At 47.8% G+C, this 23,592-nt stretch carries 25 protein-coding genes; 14 read left to right on the top strand and 11 right to left on the bottom strand.

Annotation, left to right across the window (positions count from 1 at the left end; genetic code table 11):
* Positions 1 to 149: 149 nt before the first annotated feature.
* The 8 genes from NC981_RS11585 to NC981_RS11550 all read left to right on the top strand — a co-directional run bounded on the left by NC981_RS11585 (position 150) and on the right by NC981_RS11550 (position 7,664).
* The gene (locus NC981_RS11585) at positions 150 to 1,388 is read left to right on the top strand and encodes a glycosyltransferase family 1 protein (protein WP_348242957.1); all 1,239 of its coding nucleotides are present in this window, start codon (positions 150 to 152) and stop codon (positions 1,386 to 1,388) included.
* Entirely contained in the window at positions 1,381 to 2,583 is a 1,203-nt protein-coding gene (gene glf, locus NC981_RS11580) for a UDP-galactopyranose mutase (protein WP_348242956.1), read from the top strand. Before NC981_RS11585 ends, glf begins: the two co-directional genes overlap by 8 nt.
* Before the next feature lie 161 nt (positions 2,584 to 2,744).
* A complete protein-coding gene (gene galT / locus NC981_RS11575; protein WP_348242955.1) occupies positions 2,745 to 3,845 on the top strand; it encodes a galactose-1-phosphate uridylyltransferase in 1,101 nt (366 codons plus the stop codon).
* Between the two features lie 18 nt (positions 3,846 to 3,863).
* A complete protein-coding gene (locus tag NC981_RS11570; protein ID WP_348242954.1) occupies positions 3,864 to 4,985 on the top strand; it encodes a M24 family metallopeptidase in 1,122 nt (373 codons plus the stop codon).
* A gap of 5 nt (positions 4,986 to 4,990) precedes the next feature.
* Positions 4,991 to 6,076: a galactokinase gene (gene galK / locus NC981_RS11565; protein WP_348242953.1), complete on the top strand. Its 1,086-nt coding sequence runs from the start codon at positions 4,991 to 4,993 to the stop codon at positions 6,074 to 6,076.
* 147 nt (positions 6,077 to 6,223) lie between these two features.
* Positions 6,224 to 6,430: a high light inducible protein gene (locus NC981_RS11560; RefSeq protein WP_348242952.1), complete on the top strand. Its 207-nt coding sequence runs from the start codon at positions 6,224 to 6,226 to the stop codon at positions 6,428 to 6,430.
* Positions 6,431 to 6,472: 42 nt separating this feature from the next.
* A complete protein-coding gene (locus tag NC981_RS11555) occupies positions 6,473 to 6,922 on the top strand; it encodes a DUF4383 domain-containing protein (RefSeq protein WP_348242951.1) in 450 nt (149 codons plus the stop codon).
* 94 nt (positions 6,923 to 7,016) lie between these two features.
* A complete protein-coding gene (locus tag NC981_RS11550; protein WP_348242950.1) occupies positions 7,017 to 7,664 on the top strand; it encodes a class I SAM-dependent methyltransferase in 648 nt (215 codons plus the stop codon).
* On the opposite strand, the gene NC981_RS11545 is transcribed toward NC981_RS11550, so the two are convergent.
* The gene (locus NC981_RS11545; protein ID WP_348242949.1) at positions 7,661 to 8,203 is read right to left on the bottom strand and encodes a hypothetical protein; all 543 of its coding nucleotides are present in this window, start codon (positions 8,201 to 8,203) and stop codon (positions 7,661 to 7,663) included. The two genes, NC981_RS11550 and NC981_RS11545, sit on opposite strands and share 4 nt — an antisense overlap.
* Positions 8,204 to 8,961: 758 nt before the next feature.
* Between NC981_RS11545 and NC981_RS11540 the strand changes: the two genes are divergently transcribed.
* Positions 8,962 to 9,432 carry a hypothetical protein gene (locus NC981_RS11540; protein WP_348242948.1) on the top strand — a complete coding sequence of 157 codons (471 nt, stop codon included), beginning with the start codon at positions 8,962 to 8,964 and terminating at the stop codon, positions 9,430 to 9,432.
* A gap of 1 nt (position 9,433) precedes the next feature.
* The gene (gene crcB, locus NC981_RS11535) at positions 9,434 to 9,841 is read left to right on the top strand and encodes a fluoride efflux transporter CrcB (RefSeq protein WP_348242947.1); all 408 of its coding nucleotides are present in this window, start codon (positions 9,434 to 9,436) and stop codon (positions 9,839 to 9,841) included.
* Here the strand turns inward: crcB and NC981_RS11530 are convergent.
* Together NC981_RS11530 and NC981_RS11525 are read right to left on the bottom strand one after the other, a co-directional pair.
* Entirely contained in the window at positions 9,833 to 10,279 is a 447-nt protein-coding gene (locus NC981_RS11530) for a ferritin-like domain-containing protein (protein ID WP_190376688.1), read from the bottom strand. The two genes, crcB and NC981_RS11530, sit on opposite strands and share 9 nt — an antisense overlap.
* Positions 10,280 to 10,491: 212 nt before the next feature.
* A complete protein-coding gene (locus tag NC981_RS11525) occupies positions 10,492 to 12,114 on the bottom strand; it encodes an ABC transporter substrate-binding protein (RefSeq protein ID WP_348243235.1) in 1,623 nt (540 codons plus the stop codon).
* Positions 12,115 to 12,626: 512 nt separating this feature from the next.
* Here NC981_RS11525 and NC981_RS11520 point away from each other — a divergent pair.
* The gene (locus NC981_RS11520) at positions 12,627 to 13,838 is read left to right on the top strand and encodes an AAA family ATPase (protein ID WP_348242946.1); all 1,212 of its coding nucleotides are present in this window, start codon (positions 12,627 to 12,629) and stop codon (positions 13,836 to 13,838) included.
* 187 nt (positions 13,839 to 14,025) lie between these two features.
* Here NC981_RS11520 and NC981_RS11515 read toward each other — a convergent pair whose 3' ends face one another.
* Positions 14,026 to 14,556, bottom strand: coding sequence for a CAP domain-containing protein (locus NC981_RS11515; RefSeq protein ID WP_190376686.1), 531 nt, complete (start codon positions 14,554 to 14,556; stop codon positions 14,026 to 14,028).
* Between the two features lie 176 nt (positions 14,557 to 14,732).
* Here NC981_RS11515 and NC981_RS11510 point away from each other — a divergent pair, with 176 nt between their 5' ends.
* Complete coding sequence (locus NC981_RS11510; RefSeq protein ID WP_348242945.1) at positions 14,733 to 15,236, top strand: DUF1499 domain-containing protein; 504 nt, start codon at positions 14,733 to 14,735, stop codon at positions 15,234 to 15,236.
* On the opposite strand, the gene NC981_RS11505 is transcribed toward NC981_RS11510, so the two are convergent.
* The 3 genes from NC981_RS11505 to purS all read right to left on the bottom strand — a co-directional run bounded on the left by NC981_RS11505 (position 15,220) and on the right by purS (position 16,969).
* Positions 15,220 to 15,822 carry an exopolysaccharide biosynthesis protein gene (locus tag NC981_RS11505; protein ID WP_190376684.1) on the bottom strand — a complete coding sequence of 201 codons (603 nt, stop codon included), beginning with the start codon at positions 15,820 to 15,822 and terminating at the stop codon, positions 15,220 to 15,222. The two genes, NC981_RS11510 and NC981_RS11505, sit on opposite strands and share 17 nt — an antisense overlap.
* A gap of 100 nt (positions 15,823 to 15,922) precedes the next feature.
* A complete protein-coding gene (gene purQ, locus NC981_RS11500; protein WP_348242944.1) occupies positions 15,923 to 16,621 on the bottom strand; it encodes a phosphoribosylformylglycinamidine synthase subunit PurQ in 699 nt (232 codons plus the stop codon).
* A gap of 81 nt (positions 16,622 to 16,702) precedes the next feature.
* On the bottom strand, positions 16,703 to 16,969 hold the full coding sequence (gene purS / locus NC981_RS11495; protein ID WP_190376682.1) for a phosphoribosylformylglycinamidine synthase subunit PurS: 267 nt from the start codon (positions 16,967 to 16,969) through the stop codon (positions 16,703 to 16,705).
* A gap of 92 nt (positions 16,970 to 17,061) precedes the next feature.
* Between purS and NC981_RS11490 the strand changes: the two genes are divergently transcribed.
* Complete coding sequence (locus NC981_RS11490; RefSeq protein WP_190376681.1) at positions 17,062 to 17,457, top strand: Fur family transcriptional regulator; 396 nt, start codon at positions 17,062 to 17,064, stop codon at positions 17,455 to 17,457.
* Between the two features lie 49 nt (positions 17,458 to 17,506).
* On the opposite strand, the gene NC981_RS11485 is transcribed toward NC981_RS11490, so the two are convergent.
* Positions 17,507 to 19,738 carry a putative PEP-binding protein gene (locus NC981_RS11485; protein WP_348242943.1) on the bottom strand — a complete coding sequence of 744 codons (2,232 nt, stop codon included), beginning with the start codon at positions 19,736 to 19,738 and terminating at the stop codon, positions 17,507 to 17,509.
* Positions 19,739 to 19,791: 53 nt separating this feature from the next.
* Between NC981_RS11485 and NC981_RS11480 the strand changes: the two genes are divergently transcribed.
* The gene (locus NC981_RS11480; RefSeq protein WP_348242942.1) at positions 19,792 to 20,499 is read left to right on the top strand and encodes a ComF family protein; all 708 of its coding nucleotides are present in this window, start codon (positions 19,792 to 19,794) and stop codon (positions 20,497 to 20,499) included.
* A gap of 4 nt (positions 20,500 to 20,503) precedes the next feature.
* Here NC981_RS11480 and NC981_RS11475 read toward each other — a convergent pair whose 3' ends face one another.
* The 3 genes from NC981_RS11475 to NC981_RS11465 are packed head-to-tail and all read right to left on the bottom strand — an operon-like array spanning position 20,504 to position 23,574.
* Positions 20,504 to 22,144: an ATP-binding protein gene (locus NC981_RS11475; RefSeq protein WP_348242941.1), complete on the bottom strand. Its 1,641-nt coding sequence runs from the start codon at positions 22,142 to 22,144 to the stop codon at positions 20,504 to 20,506.
* A gap of 33 nt (positions 22,145 to 22,177) precedes the next feature.
* On the bottom strand, positions 22,178 to 22,744 hold the full coding sequence (locus NC981_RS11470; RefSeq protein ID WP_348242940.1) for a chemotaxis protein CheB: 567 nt from the start codon (positions 22,742 to 22,744) through the stop codon (positions 22,178 to 22,180).
* Positions 22,744 to 23,574: a protein-glutamate O-methyltransferase CheR gene (locus tag NC981_RS11465; RefSeq protein ID WP_348242939.1), complete on the bottom strand. Its 831-nt coding sequence runs from the start codon at positions 23,572 to 23,574 to the stop codon at positions 22,744 to 22,746. The genes NC981_RS11470 and NC981_RS11465 overlap by 1 nt, the downstream gene beginning before the upstream one ends.
* Between the last annotated feature and the right edge of the window lie 18 nt (positions 23,575 to 23,592).

Raw genomic sequence — 23,592 nt, 5'->3', positions numbered from 1 at the left:
AAATCAATAGATTTCGGTATCTACCCAGCGCATCTTTTTTTGTTTTATCAAGCATTTCCAACTCTTCAGATAGAAGGAAAGATGAGCAGTTGTGACTATTTTTGAATTTGTGATTGCAACTCAGGCAATATCCAGAAATTTAAAAATCTATGTCCTTATTCAACACAGGATTGAACGGCTATAGCGGTTCGATCGGGAATAGCCGAAAGCCCTTTATCAAAAGTGCATCTATCTCAGAAAGCCAGCATTCCCCTGATTCTGGCTTGATGGAGCGCGTATTGCCCGATCTAGTCTGTTTGTCGCATTTGCGCTGGGACTTCGTATATCAGCGCCCGCAGCATCTACTCACCCGTTGTGCTACACAGCGCCGAACCTTCTTTATCGAAGAACCCAAGTATGAAGCGAATGCTTCTTGGCGGTTGGAAATCAGTCAACGTGACTGCGGCATTTGGGTCGTTGTTCCCCATCTGCCCAGTGGAATGAGCCAGGAAATGACCGCTACCATGATGCAAACGCTGATTGATGAGCTATTTACTGACTACGGCATTTCAAAACCTATTCTGTGGTACTACACTCCGATCGCACTATCATTCACAAATCACCTTGATCCCCTCTGTATCGTCTATGATTGCATGGACGAACTCTCTGCCTTTAAAGGAGCTTCAAACGCTCTAAAAGACTGGGAAACAGAACTATTCAAACGTGCAGATGTCGTGTTTACCGGAGGACAAAGCCTCTACGAAGCCAAACAACATCAGCATCCGAATGTTCATGCTTTTCCAAGTAGCATCGACGCTGCCCACTTTGCCCAAGCGAAAAGCATTACAGTTGATCCCCAAGATCAAGCTGGCATTGCTCATCCACGTTTGGGATTTTATGGTGTAATTGATGAAAGAATGAACTTAGAGTTAGTCGATAGGATTGCTCAAGCTAGACCTGACTGGCAGCTAGTGTTAATTGGTCCGGTTGCGAAGATTGATCCCGGTTCTCTTCCCTGTCGCCCTAATATTCACTACTTAGGCAGTAAGTCTTATCAAGAATTACCCCATTACCTGGCGCATTGGGATGTTGCATTGTTGCCGTTTGCATTAAATGAATCCACACGGTTTATCAGTCCCACTAAAACCCCGGAATATCTTGCAGCCGGGAAGCCAGTGGTTTCAACCTCCATTCGGGATGTAGTCCGCCCTTATGGAGAAGCCGGACTGGTTCACATTGCCGATCGCGCTGAGGAATTTATCGATCAAGTCGAACTTGCTATGCAGCAGGGACAGCCTGAGCATGTCGAGGACTTTCTCGCCAAAATTTCCTGGGATCAAACCTGGGAGGCGATGATGCAGCAGATTGACGCAGTTATTTTGAATTCTCGGAGAACTTCTAATGTTTGATTATTTAATTGTGGGTGCGGGTTTTGCAGGCAGCGTAATCGCAGAACGATTAGCAAGCCAGTCCGGAAAAAAAGTGCTGATTTGCGATCGCAGAACTCACATTGGCGGTAATGCTTACGACCATTACAACGATGCGGGGGTGTTAGTCCATCGTTATGGTCCGCACATCTTCCACACTAATTCTCGTGATGTCTTTGACTATCTTTCAAACTTCACTCAATGGCGACCGTATGAGCATCGGGTGCTGGCAAGTGTCGATGGTTCACTGTTACCAATCCCGATCAATCTTGATACGATCAATAAACTTTATGGCTTAAATCTAACCTCGTTCCAGGTAGAAGAGTTCTTCGCCTCAGTTGCTGAGAAAAAAGATTATATTCGTACCTCTGAAGATGTAGTTGTGAGCCGAGTCGGCCGCGAACTCTACGAAAAATTCTTCCGCAACTATACGCGCAAACAATGGGGTATTGATCCCTCTGAGCTAGATAAGTCAGTCACTGCTAGAGTTCCGACCCGTACCAATCGCGACGATCGCTATTTCACTGACACCTATCAAGCAATGCCGCTCCATGGCTTTACTCGGATGTTTGAGAATATGCTGTCGCATCCGAACATTAAAGTCATGCTGAATGTGGACTATCGCGAAATTCAGAAGGTGATTCCCCATCGCGAGATTGTTTACACCGGCCCTGTAGACGAATTCTTTGATTTCCGCTTTGGTAAATTGCCGTATCGATCGCTCGAATTCAAACATGAAACCCACGATAAGCCTTTATTCCAATCGGCTCCAGTGGTGAACTATCCAAACGAACAAGCCTACACTCGCATTACAGAATTCAAGTATCTGACTGGACAAGAGCATCCCAAAACGAGCGTTGTCTACGAATTCCCCCAAGCAGAAGGCGATCCTTACTATCCGATTCCGCGTCCTGAAAACGCGGAACTCTACAAGAAGTACAAAGAGCTTGCAGATGCAACTCCAGGAGTACACTTTGTCGGACGCTTAGCAACTTACAGATACTACAACATGGATCAAGTCGTTGCTCAAGCCCTTACTACCTACGCGAAGATTTCAGAGCGTCCAACTTGGCACCCCGAAGATGTTCAGGTGGTGAAGAAAGCAATGGCAGGCGATCAAGAGACCCCGACGGTTTCAAGCAATGGCAATGGAGCAAAATCTCTTTCTTCAACCTAAGCTTTGAAATTGTGTTTTGCTTTGTTGCAAGCGGATGGTTGCCCCCTAGAAAAACTTTAAGAATCGAAAGGTTTTGGTTTGAAGTCCCCCACTTGTGGGGGATTTAGGGGGCAAACCCAAGCCATCAGGATGGATAGAGATCCCCTCAAGGTGAAAAGCTTATGTATTCCCAAACGCTGCTAAAACCGGACGGTCGCAAACTGATCTTGTATAGTCGAACCGCGATCGCACCCGATATTGTTGCCCCCAGTCCTAGCCCTGATCCGATTCAGGCAAGTCCTCATCTGCGGTGGCATCCGTTGCGCGGTGAATGGGTCTGTTATGCGAGCCACCGACAAGGGCGAACGTTCATGCCGCCTCCAGAGTACAATCCACTCGCGCCCACGCATGATCCTCAGTTTCCGACCGAACTTCCTCAAGGAAACTATGATGTTGCTGTGTTCGAGAACCGCTTTCCGTCAATGGTTCCCACTGCCAACACAGCCCCGCATGAGATTGTTAACACACTCCCTGCCAATGGCGCGTGTGAAGTCGTTGTGTTTGATCAAAATCCACAATCATCCCTTAGCTCACTCAAGCTCGATCATATTGAGTTACTGATTCAGGTGTGGGGCGATCGTACCCATGCTCTTGGAGAGATTGACCAAATCCAATATGTTCTCCCGTTTGAGAATAAAGGTGTCGAAGTTGGCGTAACACTGCACCATCCACACGGGCAAATCTATGCGTATCCATTTGTTCCGCCTGTTCCTGCAAACATGGGGCAACAGCAGCAAGCCTACTATCAACAACATCAGCGCGGATTGTTGCAGGACTTGATTCAGCAAGAAATTACTGATGATCAGCGAATTTTGTACCGCGATGATTTCGCGATCGCGTTTGTCCCTATCTGTGCCCGCTATCCCTATGAAGTCTGGATTGCTCCGATCGCTCCCGTAGCAACCTTGATCGATCTGACTCCTGATCAGCGTCAAGGACTTGCCAAAGCACTCAAGACTGTAACCATGAAGTTTGATGGATTGTGGCAGCGATCGTTTCCTTATCTGATGGCATGGTATCAAGCACCGATTGATGGTCAGCCGCATCCAGAATGGCACTTACACGCAGAATTCTATCCGCCCTATCGCACCGCCGATCGCCTCAAGTATCTGGCAGGAACTGAACTTGCTGCCGGAATGTTCGCGAATGATGCCCTTCCTGAAGAAAAAGCCAAAGAACTACAAGCTGTCGCCGTGCAAATCGAAGACAGAGTAACGGTCTAAGCATCAGGAGCAACAGAAATGCAATCTCAACTCAGCCCCACACCCGCAAGCGACGATCGCACTACCGAAATCAGTCAAAAACTAACCTGGATGCGCGAAGCCTTACAGGAAGCTGGAGCATCTGGTCTGCGATTGAGCGGCATTGATTGGTTTGCGTGGGCAACCGCAGGCGGCTCGAACATGGTGCTACTTGCGGCAGACACAGGAGTTGCTGAAGTTTTAGTCACACTCAATGGTGCATGGATTCTGACCGATGAGATCGAAGCTCAGCGACTTCAAGACGAAGAGGTTCCCAGCAGCTCAGACTATCAATGGGCGATCGCTCCTTGGGCAAAGAAAGCTGATCGTGAGTCTTTTGTGCAAAAAGTGACTCAAGGCGGCAAAGTCATCAGTGATATCGAAGGCAATTTGCCACGATCGCTGATCGATCACAAACGAATGTTATTACCGAGTGAAATCGATCGCTACCGCCAAGTCGGAAAACTCGCCAGCGAAGCGATGACCGAAGTTCTCACGCAAGCCTCGCCGGATTGGACAGAAGTTCAACTTGCCGGAGCGGGAGCGGCTGCTCTTTGGACTCGTGGACTACGCCCCGCCCTCACGCTTGCGGCTGGAGAAGTTCGCTTGCCTAAGTATCGCCACACCCTTCCGAAACAAGAAAAAATTGGACGGATGGCAATGTTAGTCTTTTGCGCCCGTGGCTTTGGTCTGTATGCAAATCTCACTCGCTTTATTTACTTCGATCAACTATCCGAGCAAGAAGCAACCCGACATCAACAAGTGCGAGAAATCGAAGCGATCGCGCTCGATCACTGCCAAACCGGAACATCGCTCAATCAGATTTACCACACACTAAAAAACGCATACGAGCAACAAGGCTATCCCACTGCAATCCATGAACATCACCAAGGCGGAACTACTGGGTATCTATCTCGCGAAGTAGTTGCTGATCCTGAAACAAGCGATCGACTATACGCAAACATGGCAATGGCTTGGAATCCTAGCTTAGTCGGAGCCAAGATCGAAGATACGTTCTTACTTCACGAAGACGATCGCCTCGAAAATCTCACGCTTGATCCACATTGGAAAAGCATCGAAGTCAACGGACGACAACGCCCCCTTCCCTTAGAAAAGTTCTAATTGCTATGACGACAGCCACAACAGTCACCTTTGAACAAATCTTTAACGCTTCTCCTGAGGTTCAAGCGAGTGCGCCCGGACGAGTGAATCTATTAGGCGAACACACCGACTACAATGATGGGTTTGTGTTGCCGACTGCAATTCCCCAGCAAACCACTGTTTATCTCGGTGCTAGCCCGAACGATCGACATCACATCTATTCTCAGGAACTATCCGAGCAAGTTAGCTTCGCTCCGAGTGATCCCATTCCTCAGGGCTTCAGTAGCTATGTCATTGGCTGTATTCGCACCCTTGAACAACAAGGATTGAACATTCCACCGCTCAACATCTTTGTGACTTCTTCGGTTCCAATTGGCTCTGGCTTGTCGAGTAGTGCAGCCTTAGAAGTTGCAATGTTACGCGCTTTACGATCGCTCCTCCATCTCAATATTGATGATGTCAAGATTGCTCAGTTTGGACAAGATGCAGAAAGAAACTTTGCCCATGTTCAATGCGGCATCATGGATCAGATGGCATCCAGCTTAGCAGATACTGATCACCTATTATTTCTGGATACACGAACGCTCGATCGTGAATTACTACCCTTTCCTCAAGGCGCAGAAGTCCTAGTCATTGATAGTGGAATTCCTCGTACATTAGCAGGCAGTGGATACAATCAACGTCGTGCAGAGTGTGAGGAGGCTGCTAAATTGCTTAATGTTCCAGCTTTGCGAGATGTGCAGAATGTAAGCGCGATCGCAGCTTTACCGAGTCCGCTCAAAGAAAGAGCACGTCATGTGATCACCGAGAACAATCGTGTTCTAGAAGCTCGAAGCGGTGTATCGGCTGAGCAATTCGGACAATTGATGAATGCCTCTCATGCAAGCTTGCGCGATGATTATGAGGTCTCTGTAGAAGGATTAGATCGGCTCGTTGCAATGCTGCAAGAAACACCAGGAATATTAGGAGCGCGGCTCACGGGCGCAGGATTTGGAGGCGCATGTGTTGCCTTAGTAGATTCCAACACCCGTTCTGATCAGGCAATTCAAGATGTCCTGAATCGCTATCAACAAGCAGGATACAACGGAAAAATATTAGTCGATCGCACCTAAGTTATTTCTCTGACTTCTCCTATTAAGTCCCGCCTTTGGAGATAGACCAAAGCCGCTTCTAATGGCAGACTAAACCCATAGAGTTGCTCGCTAGTATGGCAGTGCAGTCAGATAAATAACAATTTTATGGAACGCTCAACACTTGACATGGAACGCTCAACAATTAATACCGATCAAGTTCCCGCTGTGACTCCGGCTTACAATGGTGCCGATCGTAACGCCTGGATCTTTGGCTGGAATCCTCAACAAGAACTTTGGAATGGTCGGTTAGCAATGCTCGGTTTCATTGCTTATTTTCTCTGGGATTTAGCAGGATATAGCGTGTTACGCGAGGTTCTCCATCTAATTCGTTAAGTCTCTCAGTTTGTCAAAATCTTTAATATCTAAATTACAATCATGCAATCAACATCAATCTCTACAAGTGCACCAACTTCTCCGATTCGTTATGGTGCTTTAGGTCTAGGTCTGTTCTTCCTGCTGCTCGGTTTAGCTGGATTTGTGCCTGCTTTTGTGGTTCCCCCTGAACACTTTATTCCCAATCTGGGCTTCGGTTACCTCTTTGGATTGTTCCCGACCAACTATTTCCATAACGCAATTGGCATTCTGGTTGGAGTTTGGGGACTTGCTGCATTTACCAGCTTGACTGGCTCGATCGTATTCACTCGTATCTTCGCGATCGTGTATGCAGCAGGTGCAATCTTAGGACTGCTTCCGTTTACCAACACTCTATTTGGTCTGACTCCTCTATTTGGTGCAAATGTCTTGCTGAATGCGATCGTTGCAGGAATTGCGTTCTACTATGGCTTCGTGAAATCCTCTGAAGTTAAAGCCGCAGCGATCAAGTAACATTCAGAATCTAAAACTTTAAGAAAGTAGCCCAGAGAAGGCTACTTTTTTTTCGTTAAAATAAAGCTGCTCCTCAACTAAAGAGACTCAGCCGATGATCGAAGTGCTGCAAAACTGGCAGGAAGTTCAAACCGCAACACAAGCTTTGCAACAAGCAAGTTTACCCACTCACATTACAATTGAGAAGAATTGGGATCAGTGGTTACTCGCTCAACTTCTACAATCATCAGAAATCAATCAACAGTCTAAGATCATCGATCTAGGATGCGGTGATTGTTGCACCCTTGAGTTTCTCTCTGCTCTTGGTTTTGAAGAATTGCATGGCATCGATTTCACCATCAAACCGAATCAATCGAACTACAAGCTTTACCAAGGAGATTTGACGGACACCTCATTTCCAGACTGTTCCTATGATGTTGCTGTTAGTATCTCTGTGATTGAACATGGAGTCGATCTCGATGCGTTTTTCCAAGAAGCTTATCGATTGCTCAAGCCCAATGGGTTGTTATTCGTAACTGCGGACTATTGGCAAAGTAAAATTCCAGTTGATTCATCAATTCAACCTTTCGGACTGTCTTGGACAATCTTTTCAAAGACAGAAATTGAGCAAGCGATCGCACTTGCCCAATCTCACGGCTTTCTTCTCGAACAAAATCAAGAAATTCCAGCGTGTACTGAAACAACCGTCTCTTGGTACGAAAAGAACTATACGTTTATCGCACTCACATTCCGAAGACCTTAATAGATCATTAACTCGCGAATGTCTTGCTGCTTAAACACCTGTTCAGCCTGACGAATCTCTTCTTCACTTCCCTCAACCGTAATCAGATAGTCGCCGCGTTGCAGGTGATCACCGTATCGTCCCGCCATCCCGCTCGGAACACCGTAATCAATCAAGGCTTTCTCCAAATTATTCGCCGCAACTACAGCAACACCACTCGCCGCAACACTCGCCGCCAGTGCTGCTCCTAAACTTCCGGCTGTCAAAACAACACCGAGTCCTGGAAGCGCAAGTGCGGTCAATCCTAGGATAGAAAATCCTGTGGCACTCGCTGCCAGCGTATTTCCAACTACACCGGCTGAATTGACCACTTTTGTATCTCCCACGTGATCGCTGACTTCAACCCCGCTCACTTGCTCTGCGGGTTCCGCTTCTTTCGCAATCAAAGAGATTTTGTCGATCGCAAATCCAGATTCCTGCAAGGTGTGAATTGCTTTTTCTGCACTTTCCCGCTCTAGAAATACACCGATCGCTCGTTTTTGCTGTTGGCTAACCACCATTTTCTTTATTCCTACAAATAACAACGATAATCACACTGAAATTGTTTGTGATTCACACTTTGATCTTGGCAACCTTGATCTCGTGAGCCATCGTTCCAGGGGGGTAGCTACCAAGTGGACAGAACTTTGACGAAAATCATTCACTCGATCGAGAGCATTGCAGAGCCGTACTACATAAGAGACAACAATATAAGGGACGACAATCAGGCATTTTCAGAGGCGCGGGGCAAGCATCGCCTCTCGCGCTTTTAATTGGATCAATCTTGCACGATCGCGAATGTAACTAAGATTAGATTTAGTTTTAAGAAAGATTACTGTCAATCCACCAATTGATAGAGAAGCGGAGTAAGAGCTATCTCTTGAATTAAGTTTTATTTGAATACCATAAGTTAGATTACTTTTTAACTTGATCCTGAGAGAGACTGATACTGTTAAGACACTCATAAAGATAAAAGGACAGTTATATGCAGGCCTCTAAAAAGCACTTAGGTGAATCATTCGGGTTGGTTTTGTTACTGGCAATGTCCTGCGTTGGCATGATTACACTGATGTCACAGATGCAGTAGTAAAACGCTCTGCCACTCACTTAACCTGTAAGATTGCACAGTTTTAATTCACTTAATCTAATATTTAGGAATTGGGTAGGAGCATTTTCGAGTTGCTCCTACCCTTCGCTTTTTGAGAATTGAAGCTTGAGTTCAACTCAGGATCTCTATATCTCTATAATGAGATGAACAGAGAATGATGTTGACTGACACATGGATAAACCACTCGATGCCGAGCAATCGATCGAAGTTGCGACCCGCATCAAAAGTAAAGCAAAAGCCAGTTTTGAGAACGCAGCGAAAGCAATTTCTATTGTTGAAGGAGCGCTGTACGTTCAAGGATTCATTGTGTTTGCCGGAGCGCCTCACAAGCCCGTTGAACATAGCTGGCTAGAGTTAGACGATCGTATCCTCGATCCAACCTTCCCGCACTTCAACCGCAAACCCGAACAACTCCACTACTACGCCGCCCAAAAACTCACTCCCAAGCGGCTTAAACAAGCGATCGAAGAAGCCAAAGAAGACTATCCCGAAGATGATCCCTTGCCCATCTACGGATCAACGCCTTATGAATACTATGGCGATGTCATGCTAGGTGGTAAAGAATATGCACAAGCTTATGAAACTGCGAAGGCAAAGTGTAATGAATTAAATCCACCGAAGAGTCGCAATCAGCAAAACTAAAGTGAATCCATTTGCAACACTAGACTCAACCTTACGCAGCGCGATCGCGATTAGTTTGGGTGCGATTCCAGGTGCATTGAGCCGTTACTATCTCACGCTGCTGTTTGCGCGGTGGTTTGGCACACAGTTCCCCTATGGCACCTTTTTTATCAATATCACAGGTGCAATGGTGATGGGCTTCTTTGTCACCTTCTTTCTAGAACGCGGCATCGGCACCCCAGAACTTCGCTTATTCTTTGCGGTTGGGTTTCTCGGCTCCTACACAACTTTTTCAACCTACGCGCTTGAAACTTCGGTCTTAGTGAAATCTGGAAATCCCAGTCTTGCGCTTTTGTACGGGTTAGGAAGTGCCGCGATCGGATATTTAGGCTTAGAACTCGGCAGCTTCCTCGCTCGAAAATTAAGTTAAATCTGGATGGAAATCTCGCAGCATTTTCTTCAGTTCCATTCCGTGCAGTTCTTCCTGCCCGATCATACCGCGTACAAATTCTTCAAGATAAATGCTGGCATCTTCCACAACATCTAATAACTGTTTGTAGAGATTCAATGCTGCCGTTTCGTGGTTGAGGCTCTCAAGCAGAATGTCGTAAATCGAGTGCTTGTCCGTTTCTTCGATCGGCGCAATTTTCAAGCTTGGATGTCCTTCGAGTCCCGTGAGAATTTCTCCGACTTGTTGAGCGTGGAGCAGGGATTCACTCGCCTGTCCCTTGAGAAACTGCACGATCGGGATACGGTTAGGCCCTGTAACCATGAGTGAATAGTGCGTGTATCGTACTACGCCTGCTAACTCAGCTTCCATGATGGAATTGAGCAAATGGGTTGTTTTTTCTAAATTGAGATCGCGCATGATTGGTTCGCTGATGACAGAAGACTAGGTTCTCATAGACTTCGATCAGTTTAACTGTCGATAATTACTCTCAATGATGCAACTTCGCAGTTCAAGACCGAGCCAAAGCAAACCTAGCCTCTGTAGGATAACGGCTCTACTACAAATCGGCAATTTTCTCATTAATATGCCTCCGATCGCCGAAACCCGCACCCCAAGCTCTAAATCTCCTACTATTGTTTTGCGATTGCTTCAAAGGGTTCCGCCCCCAATGGGCTAGGTGTCCATCCGGTAATCGTTTTACGCTGTACGAGCAATGGATCAGAATGCACGATCGACAATCGCACTGCTTCACGATGAACGATCTCATCGACTTCTGCATAAAGCTTTGCTCTAGCTGAACGATCGCTAGTCGCTCTGGCTTGATTCAGAAGTTGGGTGACGCGATCGTTTTTCCATCCGCCCAAATCTGTCGTGCTACCCGGCCCAAAATGCGGATAGTAAAAGGTATCCGGATCACCATAATCGCCCGTCCAGCCCAACATAAACATCGGATAGCCTGGATTTTTATTGCGATCGGCAAGATACGCCGCCCAATCTTTGGTTTTCAAATTGGCGCGAATTCCAACCGCTTGTAGATCTGCGGCGAATGCTTCGGAGATCGGTTTTGGGGTCGGAAAGTAAGGACGCGCCACAGGCATGTACCACAAATCAATTTCAAACCCATTCGGAAAGCCTGCTTGCTTCAGTAAATCTCTGGCTTTCTGAGGATTGTAATCATAGTCTTGCAGCTTCGGCGAAGTTGACCAGTCGAGCGCAGGTGGAACAAAGTGCGGGGTGGTTTGCGCTGACCCTTTCCAGAAAGCTTGCACGATCGCTGGCTTGTTAATCGCATGAGCGATCGCCTGTCTCACTCTCACATCCGACAATGGCTTAAAGCTTGGATTTAATGCCAGATAGCCCACATTAAACGAAGGACGATTCGCCACAGTTAAATTCTGATCTTGCTCAATTTCTGTCTTTTGGTCGGGAGCCAGTTCGACCGTAAAGTCAATTTGTCCGGCTCTCACTTGCGCCAGCCGCGCACCGGAATCTCCCACAAACCGCATTACCAGTTGATTCGATTTCGGTAACTCTGGCTTCCAATAGTTCGGATTTTTTTCTAAGGTAATACGATCGCCACTCTGCCACCCTTTGAACACAAATGCTCCGGTTCCCACGGCTCCGCCTGCGGGAGTGCCATAATTTGCGCCTGCTTTTTGAATCGCGCTGGGACTAGCAATGCCGAAGTATGCCGCTGCGATCGCCGTTGGAAATGCGGCAAAGGGTTGTTTCAGCACAAACTGGAGGGTCGAATCATCCACAACCCGAACATCCTGTATCAGCGAATCCGGTTCGCCCTTGTAGCCCCCGAAAATCTGTCCCCAAATTTCGTAGCTCTTGCCGGCATTGCGAAACCCATTCGGATTGTTTTTATCCCACCAGCGATCGACATTAAATTTCACCGCATTGGCATTAAAGGCTGTCCCATCATGAAACTTTACGCCCTGACGCAGCTTGAATGTCCAGGTCTTGCCATCTTTGGAAGCACTCCAAGCGGTAGCTAAACTGGGTTCTAGCTCAGTCGTTCCAGGCTTGAACTGAATCAATCGATTGTAAATTTGGTTATGAACAATCAAAGAATTCCCATCAGTCACATTGCCGGGTTCTAAGTTCGTTGGTTGTCCACTCGCAGCATAGACCAACACACCCGAATTAGCAGGAGTCGAATTTTGCGGGCTGCAATTCGTGACGACAACAGCCAAAGCAGACAACAACGCGATCAAGCCCGATCGCCAGATTTGAGGATTTACCATTGCATCTGAATCCATACAAGCTTCTGGATTTTATCAAGTGCAGCGATTAAAGCAAATTGACAAGCTTGTATTATGAATGTAGTATAAAAGTAATCTTAGAGGAATACGATACGAAATGAAATCGTCAAACTCGTTCAAACCTTTGAGCATCGCGCCTTAGAACGGCTGCAGTGGAAGCATTCCGCTCATTTCACCGTAGCATTGTGCTCTCTAATCCCCGATCCGTTAACCGTCATTGATCAAATTCGCTACGGAATCCAGCGTTATAATCAGGCTCATGGTATTGAATCAACTCCAACGCTAGCTATCACGAAACCATTACGCAATTTTGGATTTACCTGATTCAGATTTATCTTAATCGCATTAATGTTCATGATTCTTTACCGAAAGCGAATCAGTTAATGAATCTTTATCTCGACTGGTTCTGTTGTTTGCATCCTACAGCCGCGACCTGATCTTTTCGCCGGAAGCCCGTTCTCTCTGGATTGAACCCAACCTGAGATTTTTGAACTATGCAAGACTTTGACTTTAACTTTAATCAGTTCAATCAATTCAACCAAAATAAACAGAAAGGACAAAGTTTACTGGCGGCAGGTTGGCGACCGTTGAATCGCGATTTTGACTGGAGCTATTTTCTACAGCTAGCCCAAGAGGACTCAGAAGAATTAAACCGCCGAATGATGGGAGCCGTCAGCACGATCGCAGATGCTTTAGGACGCAGTCATCAAGCCTGGTGGTCAAACGCGATCAATTTATTTTCGTCCTACACGCGCGGCGAGATTGATCAAGTTTGGAACTATCTCACGCCTGATCCGCCTTATCCCGACTATCGCTATCGAGACACGCTCAGCGTAGAAACCCCGATTCGTCAGATTGTCAGCCGCAACAACATTCCGATCGACTACGTTCTCACGCGCTTACAAGAAACCACAATCCGCCAAACCCTCGCAATTCTGGGGCGACCGGATTTAATCATGCAAAGCTATCTGGATCGATCGTTTTATTTTCCCGTAGAGCGGTTTGAAAGTTGGGATCGACTGGATGTCGTCAGTAGCGCTTATGCTTACTGGGCAGCGCATGAAGTGTGGTTACAAATTGATTATGTCGATCGCGGACGACGCTACTGGACGCTGATGGCAAAAAACATGGCTCCGCTCATCCAAAAGTCTACTTATGGATTAGCCGTCATGCTGAGTGGCTATCAAAGCCGCGTCGGGCAAATTCACGCCCAGTTTGCAGTCCGGGACTTTCCGCCGGAGATTCAAGCCTTTACGGACACCGTACAGCAAACGGTGATGAATCAACATCGATTAGCTGTATTGGTGCATGGTGATCCAGGAACCGGTAAAACCGCTTGGACACAAGCGATCGCCAAAGAGGTTCTAGTTCCACTGGGCTATGTGATCTTCATTCTGGATCACGATGCGGTTGAGAACTTTGTGCCACCGAGCTATTTAGAACGGATTTGTCTGATCATCAATGAGGCAGATAACTTAGCACAGGATCGATCAACTGAGATTGCTCAATCGAACAATAAGACAGAACACATTCTCAGCTTGCTTGATGGAACGCTGTATCAGAGCGTCGTGAGTGTTGGTAACTTTGAGCTAGAGCAAAAGTTAGTCGTGCTAATGACTTGTAACACCACTGAGCGACTTGATCCGGCAATGTTACGAAAAGGTCGAGTTGATCTGATGTGCGAGTTTAATCACCGTTTCGTGTAAATCCAATGAATTAGCTTACCAGATTGATTTGTGGATGCGACAGATTCTCGCCCCCTAAATCCCCCAGAATGGGGGACTTTGAGTATGATCTGTCGCATTCTATGTTTAATTCGGTAGCTGTCTGATCTCTAACTGGAGAAGACAGCTTTTTTCAATTGCAGCACTTTGGAGCAATTTGCCTCATTGTTCACCGACGCAGAAACAACTGTGTGATGTAGTAAGTATTGTTCTTTTTCCAAACTCCTACTCCAGTCTCAGCATAAATCGGACGCAGAATGTTCTCTCGATGCCCTGGACTATCCAGCCACCCCTCGACTGCTGCGGGAGCGGGCTGAGCCACATTTGTGCCTTTGAACAAATTCTCACCGACAGCAATATAAAAAATGCGATCGGCACGAACACGATCGGCGGGTGTCGTCCCGTCAGGACTGGTATGGCTGAAAAAATTCTTCTCTGCCATTTGCTTGCTGTATCGTCGAGCCACTGCTGCGAGTCGATCGTTGTTTTTCAATCCCGATAATCCATCTTGCTGCCGGACTTGATTAATTTGCTGATGGATTGCCGTCTCAATTCGCGCTGTGGTGGTCGATTGTGCTGGCGTTGGAGGAGTTGACGGCTGAGAAGAAGGAGGCTCAAGAATTGGAAAATCAGGAAATCGCTCTCTAATCTGTTTGCATCCCGTTGTCGCCAATATCAGCGCGGTACACCCGATGCCCATAAGCCAAGATACTCGACAATGCTGCGTTTTTCTTGTGGTGTATGTTAATTTGCAGGAGTTCGTCTTAAATTCGCTAGGTTGCATGATAGGTAAGAGGCGGTGCGATCTGCTTTTCTCTAATCTAGCAATCTGAAGCCTGTGGCTTCTTGATTCTATCCATACACTAGGAGATGTCTATGCTGAAACGTACTGCCCTATTGGTCTTAATTGCATCCTTGTGTTGGTTTGGAGTGAGTGCAAGTGCAATGGCACTTCCGTTAAATCCTCCGATCGCAACTCTGTTTTCATTTTCAGGAACTCGTCCGACAACTTTAGGATTAAACAACGATCGCTTGGCAGAATGTCCAAGTACACCAAACTGTGTCAATAGCTTTAGCACCGACTCAACCCACGCGATCTCACCGATTTCCTATGCCGTTTCGCCTGAAGCAGCGATCGTTAAGTTGAAACAAACCATTGAATCCCTACCTCGCACAAAAATCATCAAAGCCACAGATAACTATATCTACGCAGAATTTACCTCTAAGATCATGGGCTTTGTGGATGATGTGGAATTTTACCTAGACAACCCTGCAAATGTGATTCAGGTGCGATCGGCTTCTCGCCTTGGAGAATCAGACCTCGGAGTGAATCGCCAGCGGATCGAGGCGATTCGCGCTCAGCTTAAAGCCATTGATTAATTAAATCCGGCGCTCTCCAAAGCAAGTAAACGATAACAGCACAAATGGCAGTAATCAAGGCAGTCAGCCCATAAGCCACACACATCAACAATCCATCAGATTCGAGCATTGCCACCACTAACAGCAATATCCCGATCGTTGGAAATGGATTGGTAAATGGAATCGGTGCAATGAGCAAAATGGCTAACCAAGTAATGCACAATCCATTGAACTGCCAGATATGCGGATTCGATGCAATTCGCCTGAGACGAGGACGCGTAATTTTTTCTAAGATACGCGTCACTCGTCGAATATTTTTTAGCAACTCCCGTGCAAAAAAAGTCGGGAATCGAAACTGCGCCAATTTCTTTGGCAACCAAGGCGATCGCTTCCCTAGTGCCATCTGCATCCCTAATAAAATGCACCCCGTTCCTGGAACTCCCGTCAATCCAGGCGGAACCGGAAACAAAAACGGAATCACCAAAAGCGCGATCACCAAGCAAAAACCACGTTCTGAAGTTTCAGCTAGAATCGCCGCGATCGTTAATGGCTCCTCAGACAGTCGCTTTAACAAAGATTCAATGTCTTGAGAAAAACGAAGGTGCATAGCGCAATCACTGATTCGATACAAAAATTCTGACGCAAATTTTTCGGATCGGGATCAGTGATGCCCCAAAATTATTGAATTTGCTGAACCGGAAGAGGTACTACACCAACGCTGGAACCGCTTTGAGAATGCTTTCAAACAGTGCTAATCCATCCACACAGCCAAGCGCGCGATCGGAAGCGCGTTCCGGGTGCGGCATCATGCCCAACACATTGCCCTGACGATTACAAATGCCAGCGATGTGATTGAGTGAGCCATTAGAATTGCTTTCGGCTGTGAGATTGCCCGCCGGGTCACAGTAGCGGAAGAGAATTTGATCGTGATCTTCGAGCGATTTCAACGTCTCCGCATCGGCATAATAACTGCCTTCCCCGTGCGCGATCGGGAACTCGACGACTTGACCTTTCTGGTAATTCTGCGTCCACACCACATCATTCCGCTCCACGCGCAGAGGAACACGATCGCAAATAAAATGCAAATCCCGATTTCGTACCAATGCACCCGGCAGCAATCCCGCTTCGGTTAGCACTTGAAACCCGTTACAAATGCCAAGAACTAACTTTCCAGCGTTAGCATGATCGATCGTCGATCGCATCACCGGAGAAAACCGAGCGATCGCCCCACAGCGGAGATAATCCCCATAGCTAAATCCACCCGGAACCACGACGACATCAATATCAGACAAATCACTTTCTTCATGCCAAATCATTCGAGTCGGCTGACCGAGTATCCCTTCTGTCACCCAGACAATATCGCGATCGCAGTTCGATCCCGGAAACACTAAAACCCCAAATTTCATCGCGATCCTCCTTAACTTTTAAAGTCCCCCACTCGTGGGGGATTTAGGGGGCACAAATCACTCAAAACGAAGCCAACCAACTTAAACCGCCGCCAGTGCTTGAAGCTCAATCCGATAATTCTCAATTACCGGATTCGCCAACAACTGATCACAAATCACATCCAACTGCTCTCGTGCTGCCGTTTCACTCTCGGCTGTCAGCGACAATTCCACATACTTCCCGATTCTGACTTGCTCCACGTTAGAGTAGCCCATGTGCGCCAATCCTGACTGCACCGCCGTCCCTGCGGGATCTAAGACCGAAGGACGAAGAGTAACATAGATCTGAGCTTGAAATTTTTGAGTCACAATCGCTGTCCTAATGGTGAAACGTTCTGAAAACCTATCTATTCTAAGACTGCGTTGATTCAAAACGGCATTGATCTCTACAATTTATCAACATGAAAACCCAGCGCACCCGTAGCCAAGACCGCATTCTCAATATTCTCAAGAGTCTCAACCGATCGATTTCTGCTCAAGATCTCTATGTCGAATTGCGGAGTCGCGATCAGGGAATGGGATTGGCAACGGTGTACCGAGCGTTAGAGGCTTTGAAGCTAGAAGGCATGGTGCAAGTGCGAACGCTCTCAAATGGTGAATCGCTTTATGGCTTAATCCAGGAAGATCGACATCATTTAACTTGTTTGCAGTGCGGTGAATCCGTGGCGATCGATGAATGTCCCGTTCATGCGTTAGAACAACAGTTGAATCAATCGCACCGCTTCAAAATTTACTATCACATGCTGGAATTTTTTGGCATGTGCGATCGTTGCCAAGCAAAAACCGAGGGACTTTGATCGAATTGTCACAGTCTACCTATTGTCACAGTCTAGGGATCTTTAAAGTTTAGAGGCGCGATCGCGAGTCCCCGAATTGTTCGCGTACCCCATTCAATAGCATGCGCTGTTCTGCACGTGCGATCGCTCGATGCGCCATATCTACAACCGATAAATTGACTGAGATCGCATCAACTCCCCACTCAATCCAGCGATCGATCAGCTCAGACGTGATCGGCGCTTGGGTTGAAATCGAGCAGGGGATCTGTAAGCGATGCGCCGATTGAATCAATTGAGCGATCGCATTCATTACCGCAGGATGAGTTTCATCAAATGCCTGTACCATCGCACTTTGGTCGCGATCGACTCCAAGAATTAGCTGAGTTAAATCGCTCGTCCCGATGCAAATTCCCTGAACACCTGCCTCGACATACTCCGGCAGCAGAAACAATACGGAAGGCACTTCTGCCATAATCCAAAGCTGAAATTGAGCATAACCCAACAATCCCGCTTGCTCGACTCGGCGACGACAAAAGACAAATTCTTCGACTGTTCGCACAAACGGCAGAATCAATCTCAAATTAGAGCAGCCTGCTTGTAACGCTTGTTCAAGCGCAGCAAGCTCAAGATCAAAGCGCTCCGGATGCCGAACATAACTCAGTGTCCCGCGCATTCCCAGCATGGGATTCGCTTCCGGTGGCGTAACTTGAAACTCGTGCGATCGCAAATCTAAACTGCGATAAAACACCGGACGAGGCGCAAACGATCGCGCAAATTGCTGAATCTGTCCAGCTAATCGGTCTTGATCAAGCGCCTCTAGCATTCCTCCTAGCATTAGCTCTGATCTTAATAATCCTATTCCATCAATATTGATGTTCTCTGCATCTGCGATTGAATCGACTTGACTGAGATTAATCATCAATTTTGTGGCAGTTGTATTCCAAGTCTGCTCTATTCGCGTTGATTTTGGTGAAGCTTGAACCGTTGGGTGAGTGAGTGTAACTGATCCAGTATTTCCATTAACGACGATCGTATCTCCCGTGTGAATTCGTTTTGTGGCTTCTTGCGCTCCTACGATCGCGGGAATCCCCATTTCTCGCGCCAAAATTGCCCCATGGCTAGTCATTCCACCCTGCTCCGAGACGATCGCAGCGGCGTATTTGAGCAAGGGAATCCAACTGGGCAAAATCATTGGAGTGACCAGCACAGAACCCGCCGGAACCGGGGTGTCTGGTAATTCTAAACCGCTCAGCACGAAGGCAGGAGCGATCGCTTGTCCGGGAGCCGCCCCCAGTCCGAAAACGATCGCCTGATCTGAATGCGACGGAATCGGATCTGGGTAGACCGTCGGGGCAGGGTTTCGCGCCGTGGTGATGTAGAGGTGTGAGTCAGACAACTGCCACTCTAAAGCGATAGGGAATTGCAAGGTTTGAGCGAGAGTGCAGAGGGCTTCTTGCTGAGGGGGCTGCAAAACTGGCGCGGCTTCGCTGAGGTGCGATCGTGCGAGTGGTTCCGTTCCAGCTTGAATGTGATAGGCGATCGTTTGTCGTCCTGCTTGCTTTAGTTGAATCTGATCTTCGGAGATCTGATAGAGTTCTGGCTGCACTTCGCCCCGTGCGATCGCAAAATTTAATCCGCGAGCTGCCGCAATTTCCCACTGGGGCGGCTGACCTTGCAGCGAACCGGATGCCGTGACGCTGGCGATCGGTTGAATTAGCACTGCGAAGTGGATTTGCTGGAGTTCAAGCTTTGCGCCTTGCCAATAAACCAGGTTTTGCGCCCGAAATAGTTCTGCCCACAGTTGCTTGAGCGCGATCGCCAAGTCGTTCATCTCTAGAGTGCAAATTTGCGGCTCGATTAAATCACAGAGTTCTTGGCTAGAAAGTGGCGCATCGAGCGCGATCGACGGACGCAGAATCACAGCCGAGGGTGCGCCTAAATCGGGCAACTGTACAATTACCTGTGCAATTGCGCTCTCGATTTCTAACATCCAGTCTTCTGGAAGTTCGGCATGTTGAATCGTTGGGCGAATTTGCCGAGCGATCGTTTGAAGCTGCTGTGAGTCTTCGAGATTCAGACGCAAAGAGGAGTAAGGCAAATCGGCAAACAAGGGCTGCAACCAGTGAATTGTTTCGAGAAAGTGACGAAACCGGGTTGCCGCTAACACGACGCTCGGAAGCACTGGAAATCCTTTCTGAGCGATCGCACTCAGCTGTAGTGCTTGTTCGCCTACCTGTGTCTGATGTTGCGATTCAATGTGATCGAGCGAGAACAAAGTTTCCACAGCCAGCGATTTTTCCATTGATTCTTGATTGTATGAGACTTGCTTCGACAGTCCCGAATTGATCAGAATAAATGAATGTTTGCTGGAGGGCACTTTTAAAAGGATGGTTTTGGTCGCCTGCAATGCTCGATCGATTGTTGAATTTTGTTCTGCAAAGCCCTTGTCCTTTATGCGATCGCGCGACTTCTGAGCCACTTTGTCTCGATTGCCAGCGCTGCTTAGAGGGCGATCGTCTCACCCATCCTGCACAATTTTGGCAGCAGCAACCCCGATTATTCGCTTGGGGCAACTATAGCGATGCGCTCAAACGCACGATCGCGACATTGAAATACGATCAACACCCTGAATTAGCCGCACTGCTGGGTGAAAGGTTAGCGCGATCGTGGCTAGAAGCCTCGCTGAGCCGGGATAAATTAGCGATCGTTCCCATCCCGCTTCATGAGAAAAAACAGCAGCAGCGCGGATACAACCAGGCGGAATTAATCTCACGCGCTTTTTGCAGAGTCACCGGGAATTTGCACCAGCCGTTGGGACTGCGGCGCATTCGGGCAACCGAAGCCCTCTTTAACTTATCGCCCAGAGAGCGAGAACGAATGCTAACCCAGGTGTTTGAAATTGGGAAAATCCAGCCCGATCGACCCGTATTATTGATCGACGATATTTATACCACGGGGACAACCGCCCGCGCTGCGATTCAGGTGTTGCACCGCAATGGCATTCGAGTATTAGGCATTGCGGTTGTGGCAAAACCAATCTCAGATTTACGATCGTTGCGCTAATCGTTCACCAGATTTTCTGCTCGACTCGACTTCGCTCAGATGAAATCGACTTCCCCATTCCGCGAAGATCTTCGTGTAGTTGGTTTGCTGGCAGCAGCGGCAACCGGACTGTGAACGTTGCGCCTTTTTCCAGACCGGGACTGGTTGCCTCGATCGTTCCCTCATGTAATTCCACCAGATGCCGCACGATTGCCAATCCCAGCCCTAAGCCATTGTGCGATCGCGTCGTCGTACTGTCCGCTTGTCGGAAGCGATCAAAGACGTGGGGCAGAAATTCTGCATCGATCCCAATGCCCGTATCCGTCACAGTGATTCGCACCATGTTGGATTCTTCTGCTTGGGCTTGAATCGTAATTTTTCCTTCTTCGGGCGTAAACTTGACTGCATTGGTAAGCAAATTCCAAACGATCTGCTGGAGTCGGGTGGAATCTCCCCAAACGTTGCCAATATTGGGCGCAAATTCCGTAATCAGTTGGATCGATTTGGCTTCAACTTGAGGACGAACCCCATCGATCGCCGCTTGAATCACAGCCACAGGCTGGATTGATCGATGATTCAAGCGGAGCTTACCGCGAATAATCGTTGAGACATCCAAAATGTCTTCGATCAGTTGTGCTTGGGTTTCAGCATTGCGCTCGATCGTTTCGAGGGCGCGATCGACCATTTTTTGGTCGTATTGCTTGGTTCGCAGCAGTCGCACCCAGCCCAGCATCGAATTTAACGGGGTTCTGAGTTCGTGGGAAAGGACGGCGAGAAATTCATCTTTCATCCGGTTTGTGGCTTCCGCTTCTTGACGGGCAAGCTGTTCTCGCATCACCTGAGCGCGAGTCACCTCGGCTTCCTTACGTTCGGTAATGTCTTCGATCGTGCCCACATGACCGAGCGCTTCCCCGGATTGTGCCAGCATCGGGCAGGAGCGCACATGCACCCACTGAACGCGCTCACCGATTGTTTGAAAGCGCAACTCTTCAGAAAATTCCCCGCCATGCTCTAGGTAAACATTCCATTGCGACACGGCCCGATCGCGATCGTCGGGATGAATGCACTGTTGCCAACTCCGCTCCGCAACTCGATCGGAGGCAATCCCGCAAATGGCTTGAAATCGAGGATTGGTGTAAGTACAGCGTCCCGCTGAATCAATCACAAAAATTCCAGAGGGCGAGGAGGCAGACAGCGATCGAAACCGCTCTTCGCTGCGGCGCAGTTCGCGATTGATTGCGGTCAATTGGGCGGCTTGGTGCTGAATTGCGGCGGTCTTCTTGAACAAATCGACAAAGACCCCAACCTTAGAAACCAGAATCTCAGAGTTAATCGGTTTAATCAGGTAATCTACTGCACCGAGAGAATAGCCCTTGAATACACCTTGTTCGCTCGCATCAAAGGCGGTCAGGAAGATAATTGGGGTGTGCTGCGATCGTGCCCGACTGCGAACCAGATTTGCTGTCTCAAAGCCATCCATTCCCGGCATCTGAATATCCAGCAGAATCACGGCAAAATCCTGATTGAGCAAGCATCTTAGCGCTTCTTCTCCCGACGATGCCCTCACTAAGTTTTCTCCGAGCCTACCTAAAACCGCTTCTAACGCCAGCAGATTTTCAGGCTGATCATCGACGATTAGGATGTTGACGGAAGTATGCATGGGCATGAACGCGATTCTTACAAGGGTTAAAAAGCTGATTCAACAGGGGGAACACAAAGTAGTTAACAAGGGAGGAATCCGCTCCAACGGCAAAATACGATCGACCGCGCTCTTGGCGATCGCAGCTTCGGGCATAGAGGGACACTCAGCGCTGCGGGGGTCTTGCACGATCGTAAAGCCGCCTCGCGCTTTGATTTTTGCCAGTCCTTTTGCTCCATCTTGATTGGCTCCAGTTAAGACGACTCCGATCGTGTTGGATTGGTAGATTTCGGCTGCCGATTCAAATAAAACGTCGATCGAGGGTTTCGCGAAGGCAACAGGGGGATCAACAGAGAGTGAGAATCGCTCAGGATCGACCAGCAAATGATAGTCCGCGGGGGCAAGATAGATGCACCCAGCACGAATTGGTTCTTTGTCTTCGACTTCCAGAATCGGCAAGCGGCTCTCCTGCTGTAGCGTTCGACTCAGGCTGCTCCCAGAGCAGCGATCGCGATGCTGCGCGATTGCAATAGCTGCTGAGAATTCCCCTGGTAATGCTTTTAACATATTTCTTAAGGCAGATAATCCTCCCAAAGATGTACCTATGACGACGAGGGTGAACGCCACTAGCTCATCCTCCGATAGAGTTTTTCGGCTTTTGAGAGTTCTATGTAGCGATCGCACAGTGAAGTAAATCGCAGCGTTTCTTGTCGTCCGAGTGCCAGAATTCCAAACGAACAAAGACTTTGATAAAACAATTCGTGAACGCGATCTTGGAGCGTTCGATCGAAATAAATTAATACGTTTCGGCAGACAATAACGTTAAACTCGTTAAACGAACCGTCGGTGACAAGATTGTGCTGCGAAAATACAATGTTGTCTCGTAGAGATGAGCGAAAGATCGCGTTCTCGTAAGCGGCTGTATAGTATTCAGAAAATGATTTTTTTCCGCCTGCTTTGTGATATTGCTGCGTGTAGTCTTTCATCGCAGAAATTGGAAATATTCCGCTTCTTGCGGTTTGTAAAACTTTGTCGTTTGTATCGGTCGCATAAAGACGACAACGATGATAAATGCCTTCTTCTTGCAGCAAAATCGCCATCGAATAAACTTCTTCTCCGGTTGAACATCCAGCGTGCCAAATCCGAATAAACGGATAAGTTCTTAATGTTGGCAGCACTAGATTTCTAAAGGTGAGATAGAAGCTTGGATCGCGAAACATGGAGGTGACATTTACTGTTAAACTGAGGAGCAATCGATCGAGAGATGGGCGATCGTGTAACACTTGGTTTTGTAGTTCTGAGATCGTTTTAATACCTTCTGCCTGCATAAAATTTTGCACTCGGCGACTGCGCGAAGACGGCGCATAGTTACGAAAGTCGTAACCGTAATAGCGGTAAATTCCTTCAAACAGCAATTGAATTTCAATTGTTTCGAGCGTCGGTTGCACAGCCAGCATAATAAAAGGAATCAAACG

Source organism: Leptolyngbya sp. DQ-M1, assembly GCF_039962505.1.
Lineage (GTDB): Bacteria > Cyanobacteriota > Cyanobacteriia > Leptolyngbyales > Leptolyngbyaceae > Leptolyngbya.
Note: the sequence above shows the minus strand (reverse complement) of the source record. Positions and strands in the feature narration are given on the sequence as shown.

What these genes read in the sequence shown, in the direction of transcription:
- NC981_RS11465 (WP_348242939.1), bottom strand. Translation starts at nt 23,574, where the DNA reads ATGCTGGCTGTGCAACCGACGCTCGAAACAATTGAAATTCAATTGCTG.
- NC981_RS11540 (WP_348242948.1), top strand. Translation starts at nt 8,962, where the DNA reads ATGGATAAACCACTCGATGCCGAGCAATCGATCGAAGTTGCGACCCGC.
- NC981_RS11585 (WP_348242957.1), top strand. Translation starts at nt 150, where the DNA reads ATGTCCTTATTCAACACAGGATTGAACGGCTATAGCGGTTCGATCGGG.
- NC981_RS11520 (WP_348242946.1), top strand. Translation starts at nt 12,627, where the DNA reads ATGCAAGACTTTGACTTTAACTTTAATCAGTTCAATCAATTCAACCAA.
- NC981_RS11490 (WP_190376681.1), top strand. Translation starts at nt 17,062, where the DNA reads ATGAAAACCCAGCGCACCCGTAGCCAAGACCGCATTCTCAATATTCTC.
- NC981_RS11505 (WP_190376684.1), bottom strand. Translation starts at nt 15,822, where the DNA reads ATGCACCTTCGTTTTTCTCAAGACATTGAATCTTTGTTAAAGCGACTG.
- NC981_RS11475 (WP_348242941.1), bottom strand. Translation starts at nt 22,144, where the DNA reads ATGCCCATGCATACTTCCGTCAACATCCTAATCGTCGATGATCAGCCT.
- NC981_RS11530 (WP_190376688.1), bottom strand. Translation starts at nt 10,279, where the DNA reads ATGCGCGATCTCAATTTAGAAAAAACAACCCATTTGCTCAATTCCATC.
- NC981_RS11555 (WP_348242951.1), top strand. Translation starts at nt 6,473, where the DNA reads ATGCAATCAACATCAATCTCTACAAGTGCACCAACTTCTCCGATTCGT.
- galK (WP_348242953.1), top strand. Translation starts at nt 4,991, where the DNA reads ATGACGACAGCCACAACAGTCACCTTTGAACAAATCTTTAACGCTTCT.
- NC981_RS11515 (WP_190376686.1), bottom strand. Translation starts at nt 14,556, where the DNA reads ATGGGCATCGGGTGTACCGCGCTGATATTGGCGACAACGGGATGCAAA.
- NC981_RS11525 (WP_348243235.1), bottom strand. Translation starts at nt 12,114, where the DNA reads ATGGTAAATCCTCAAATCTGGCGATCGGGCTTGATCGCGTTGTTGTCT.
- NC981_RS11545 (WP_348242949.1), bottom strand. Translation starts at nt 8,203, where the DNA reads ATGGTGGTTAGCCAACAGCAAAAACGAGCGATCGGTGTATTTCTAGAG.
- NC981_RS11570 (WP_348242954.1), top strand. Translation starts at nt 3,864, where the DNA reads ATGCAATCTCAACTCAGCCCCACACCCGCAAGCGACGATCGCACTACC.
- glf (WP_348242956.1), top strand. Translation starts at nt 1,381, where the DNA reads ATGTTTGATTATTTAATTGTGGGTGCGGGTTTTGCAGGCAGCGTAATC.
- NC981_RS11560 (WP_348242952.1), top strand. Translation starts at nt 6,224, where the DNA reads ATGGAACGCTCAACAATTAATACCGATCAAGTTCCCGCTGTGACTCCG.
- purQ (WP_348242944.1), bottom strand. Translation starts at nt 16,621, where the DNA reads ATGAAATTTGGGGTTTTAGTGTTTCCGGGATCGAACTGCGATCGCGAT.
- NC981_RS11510 (WP_348242945.1), top strand. Translation starts at nt 14,733, where the DNA reads ATGCTGAAACGTACTGCCCTATTGGTCTTAATTGCATCCTTGTGTTGG.
- NC981_RS11550 (WP_348242950.1), top strand. Translation starts at nt 7,017, where the DNA reads ATGATCGAAGTGCTGCAAAACTGGCAGGAAGTTCAAACCGCAACACAA.
- NC981_RS11485 (WP_348242943.1), bottom strand. Translation starts at nt 19,738, where the DNA reads ATGGAAAAATCGCTGGCTGTGGAAACTTTGTTCTCGCTCGATCACATT.
- galT (WP_348242955.1), top strand. Translation starts at nt 2,745, where the DNA reads ATGTATTCCCAAACGCTGCTAAAACCGGACGGTCGCAAACTGATCTTG.
- NC981_RS11480 (WP_348242942.1), top strand. Translation starts at nt 19,792, where the DNA reads ATGAATGTTTGCTGGAGGGCACTTTTAAAAGGATGGTTTTGGTCGCCT.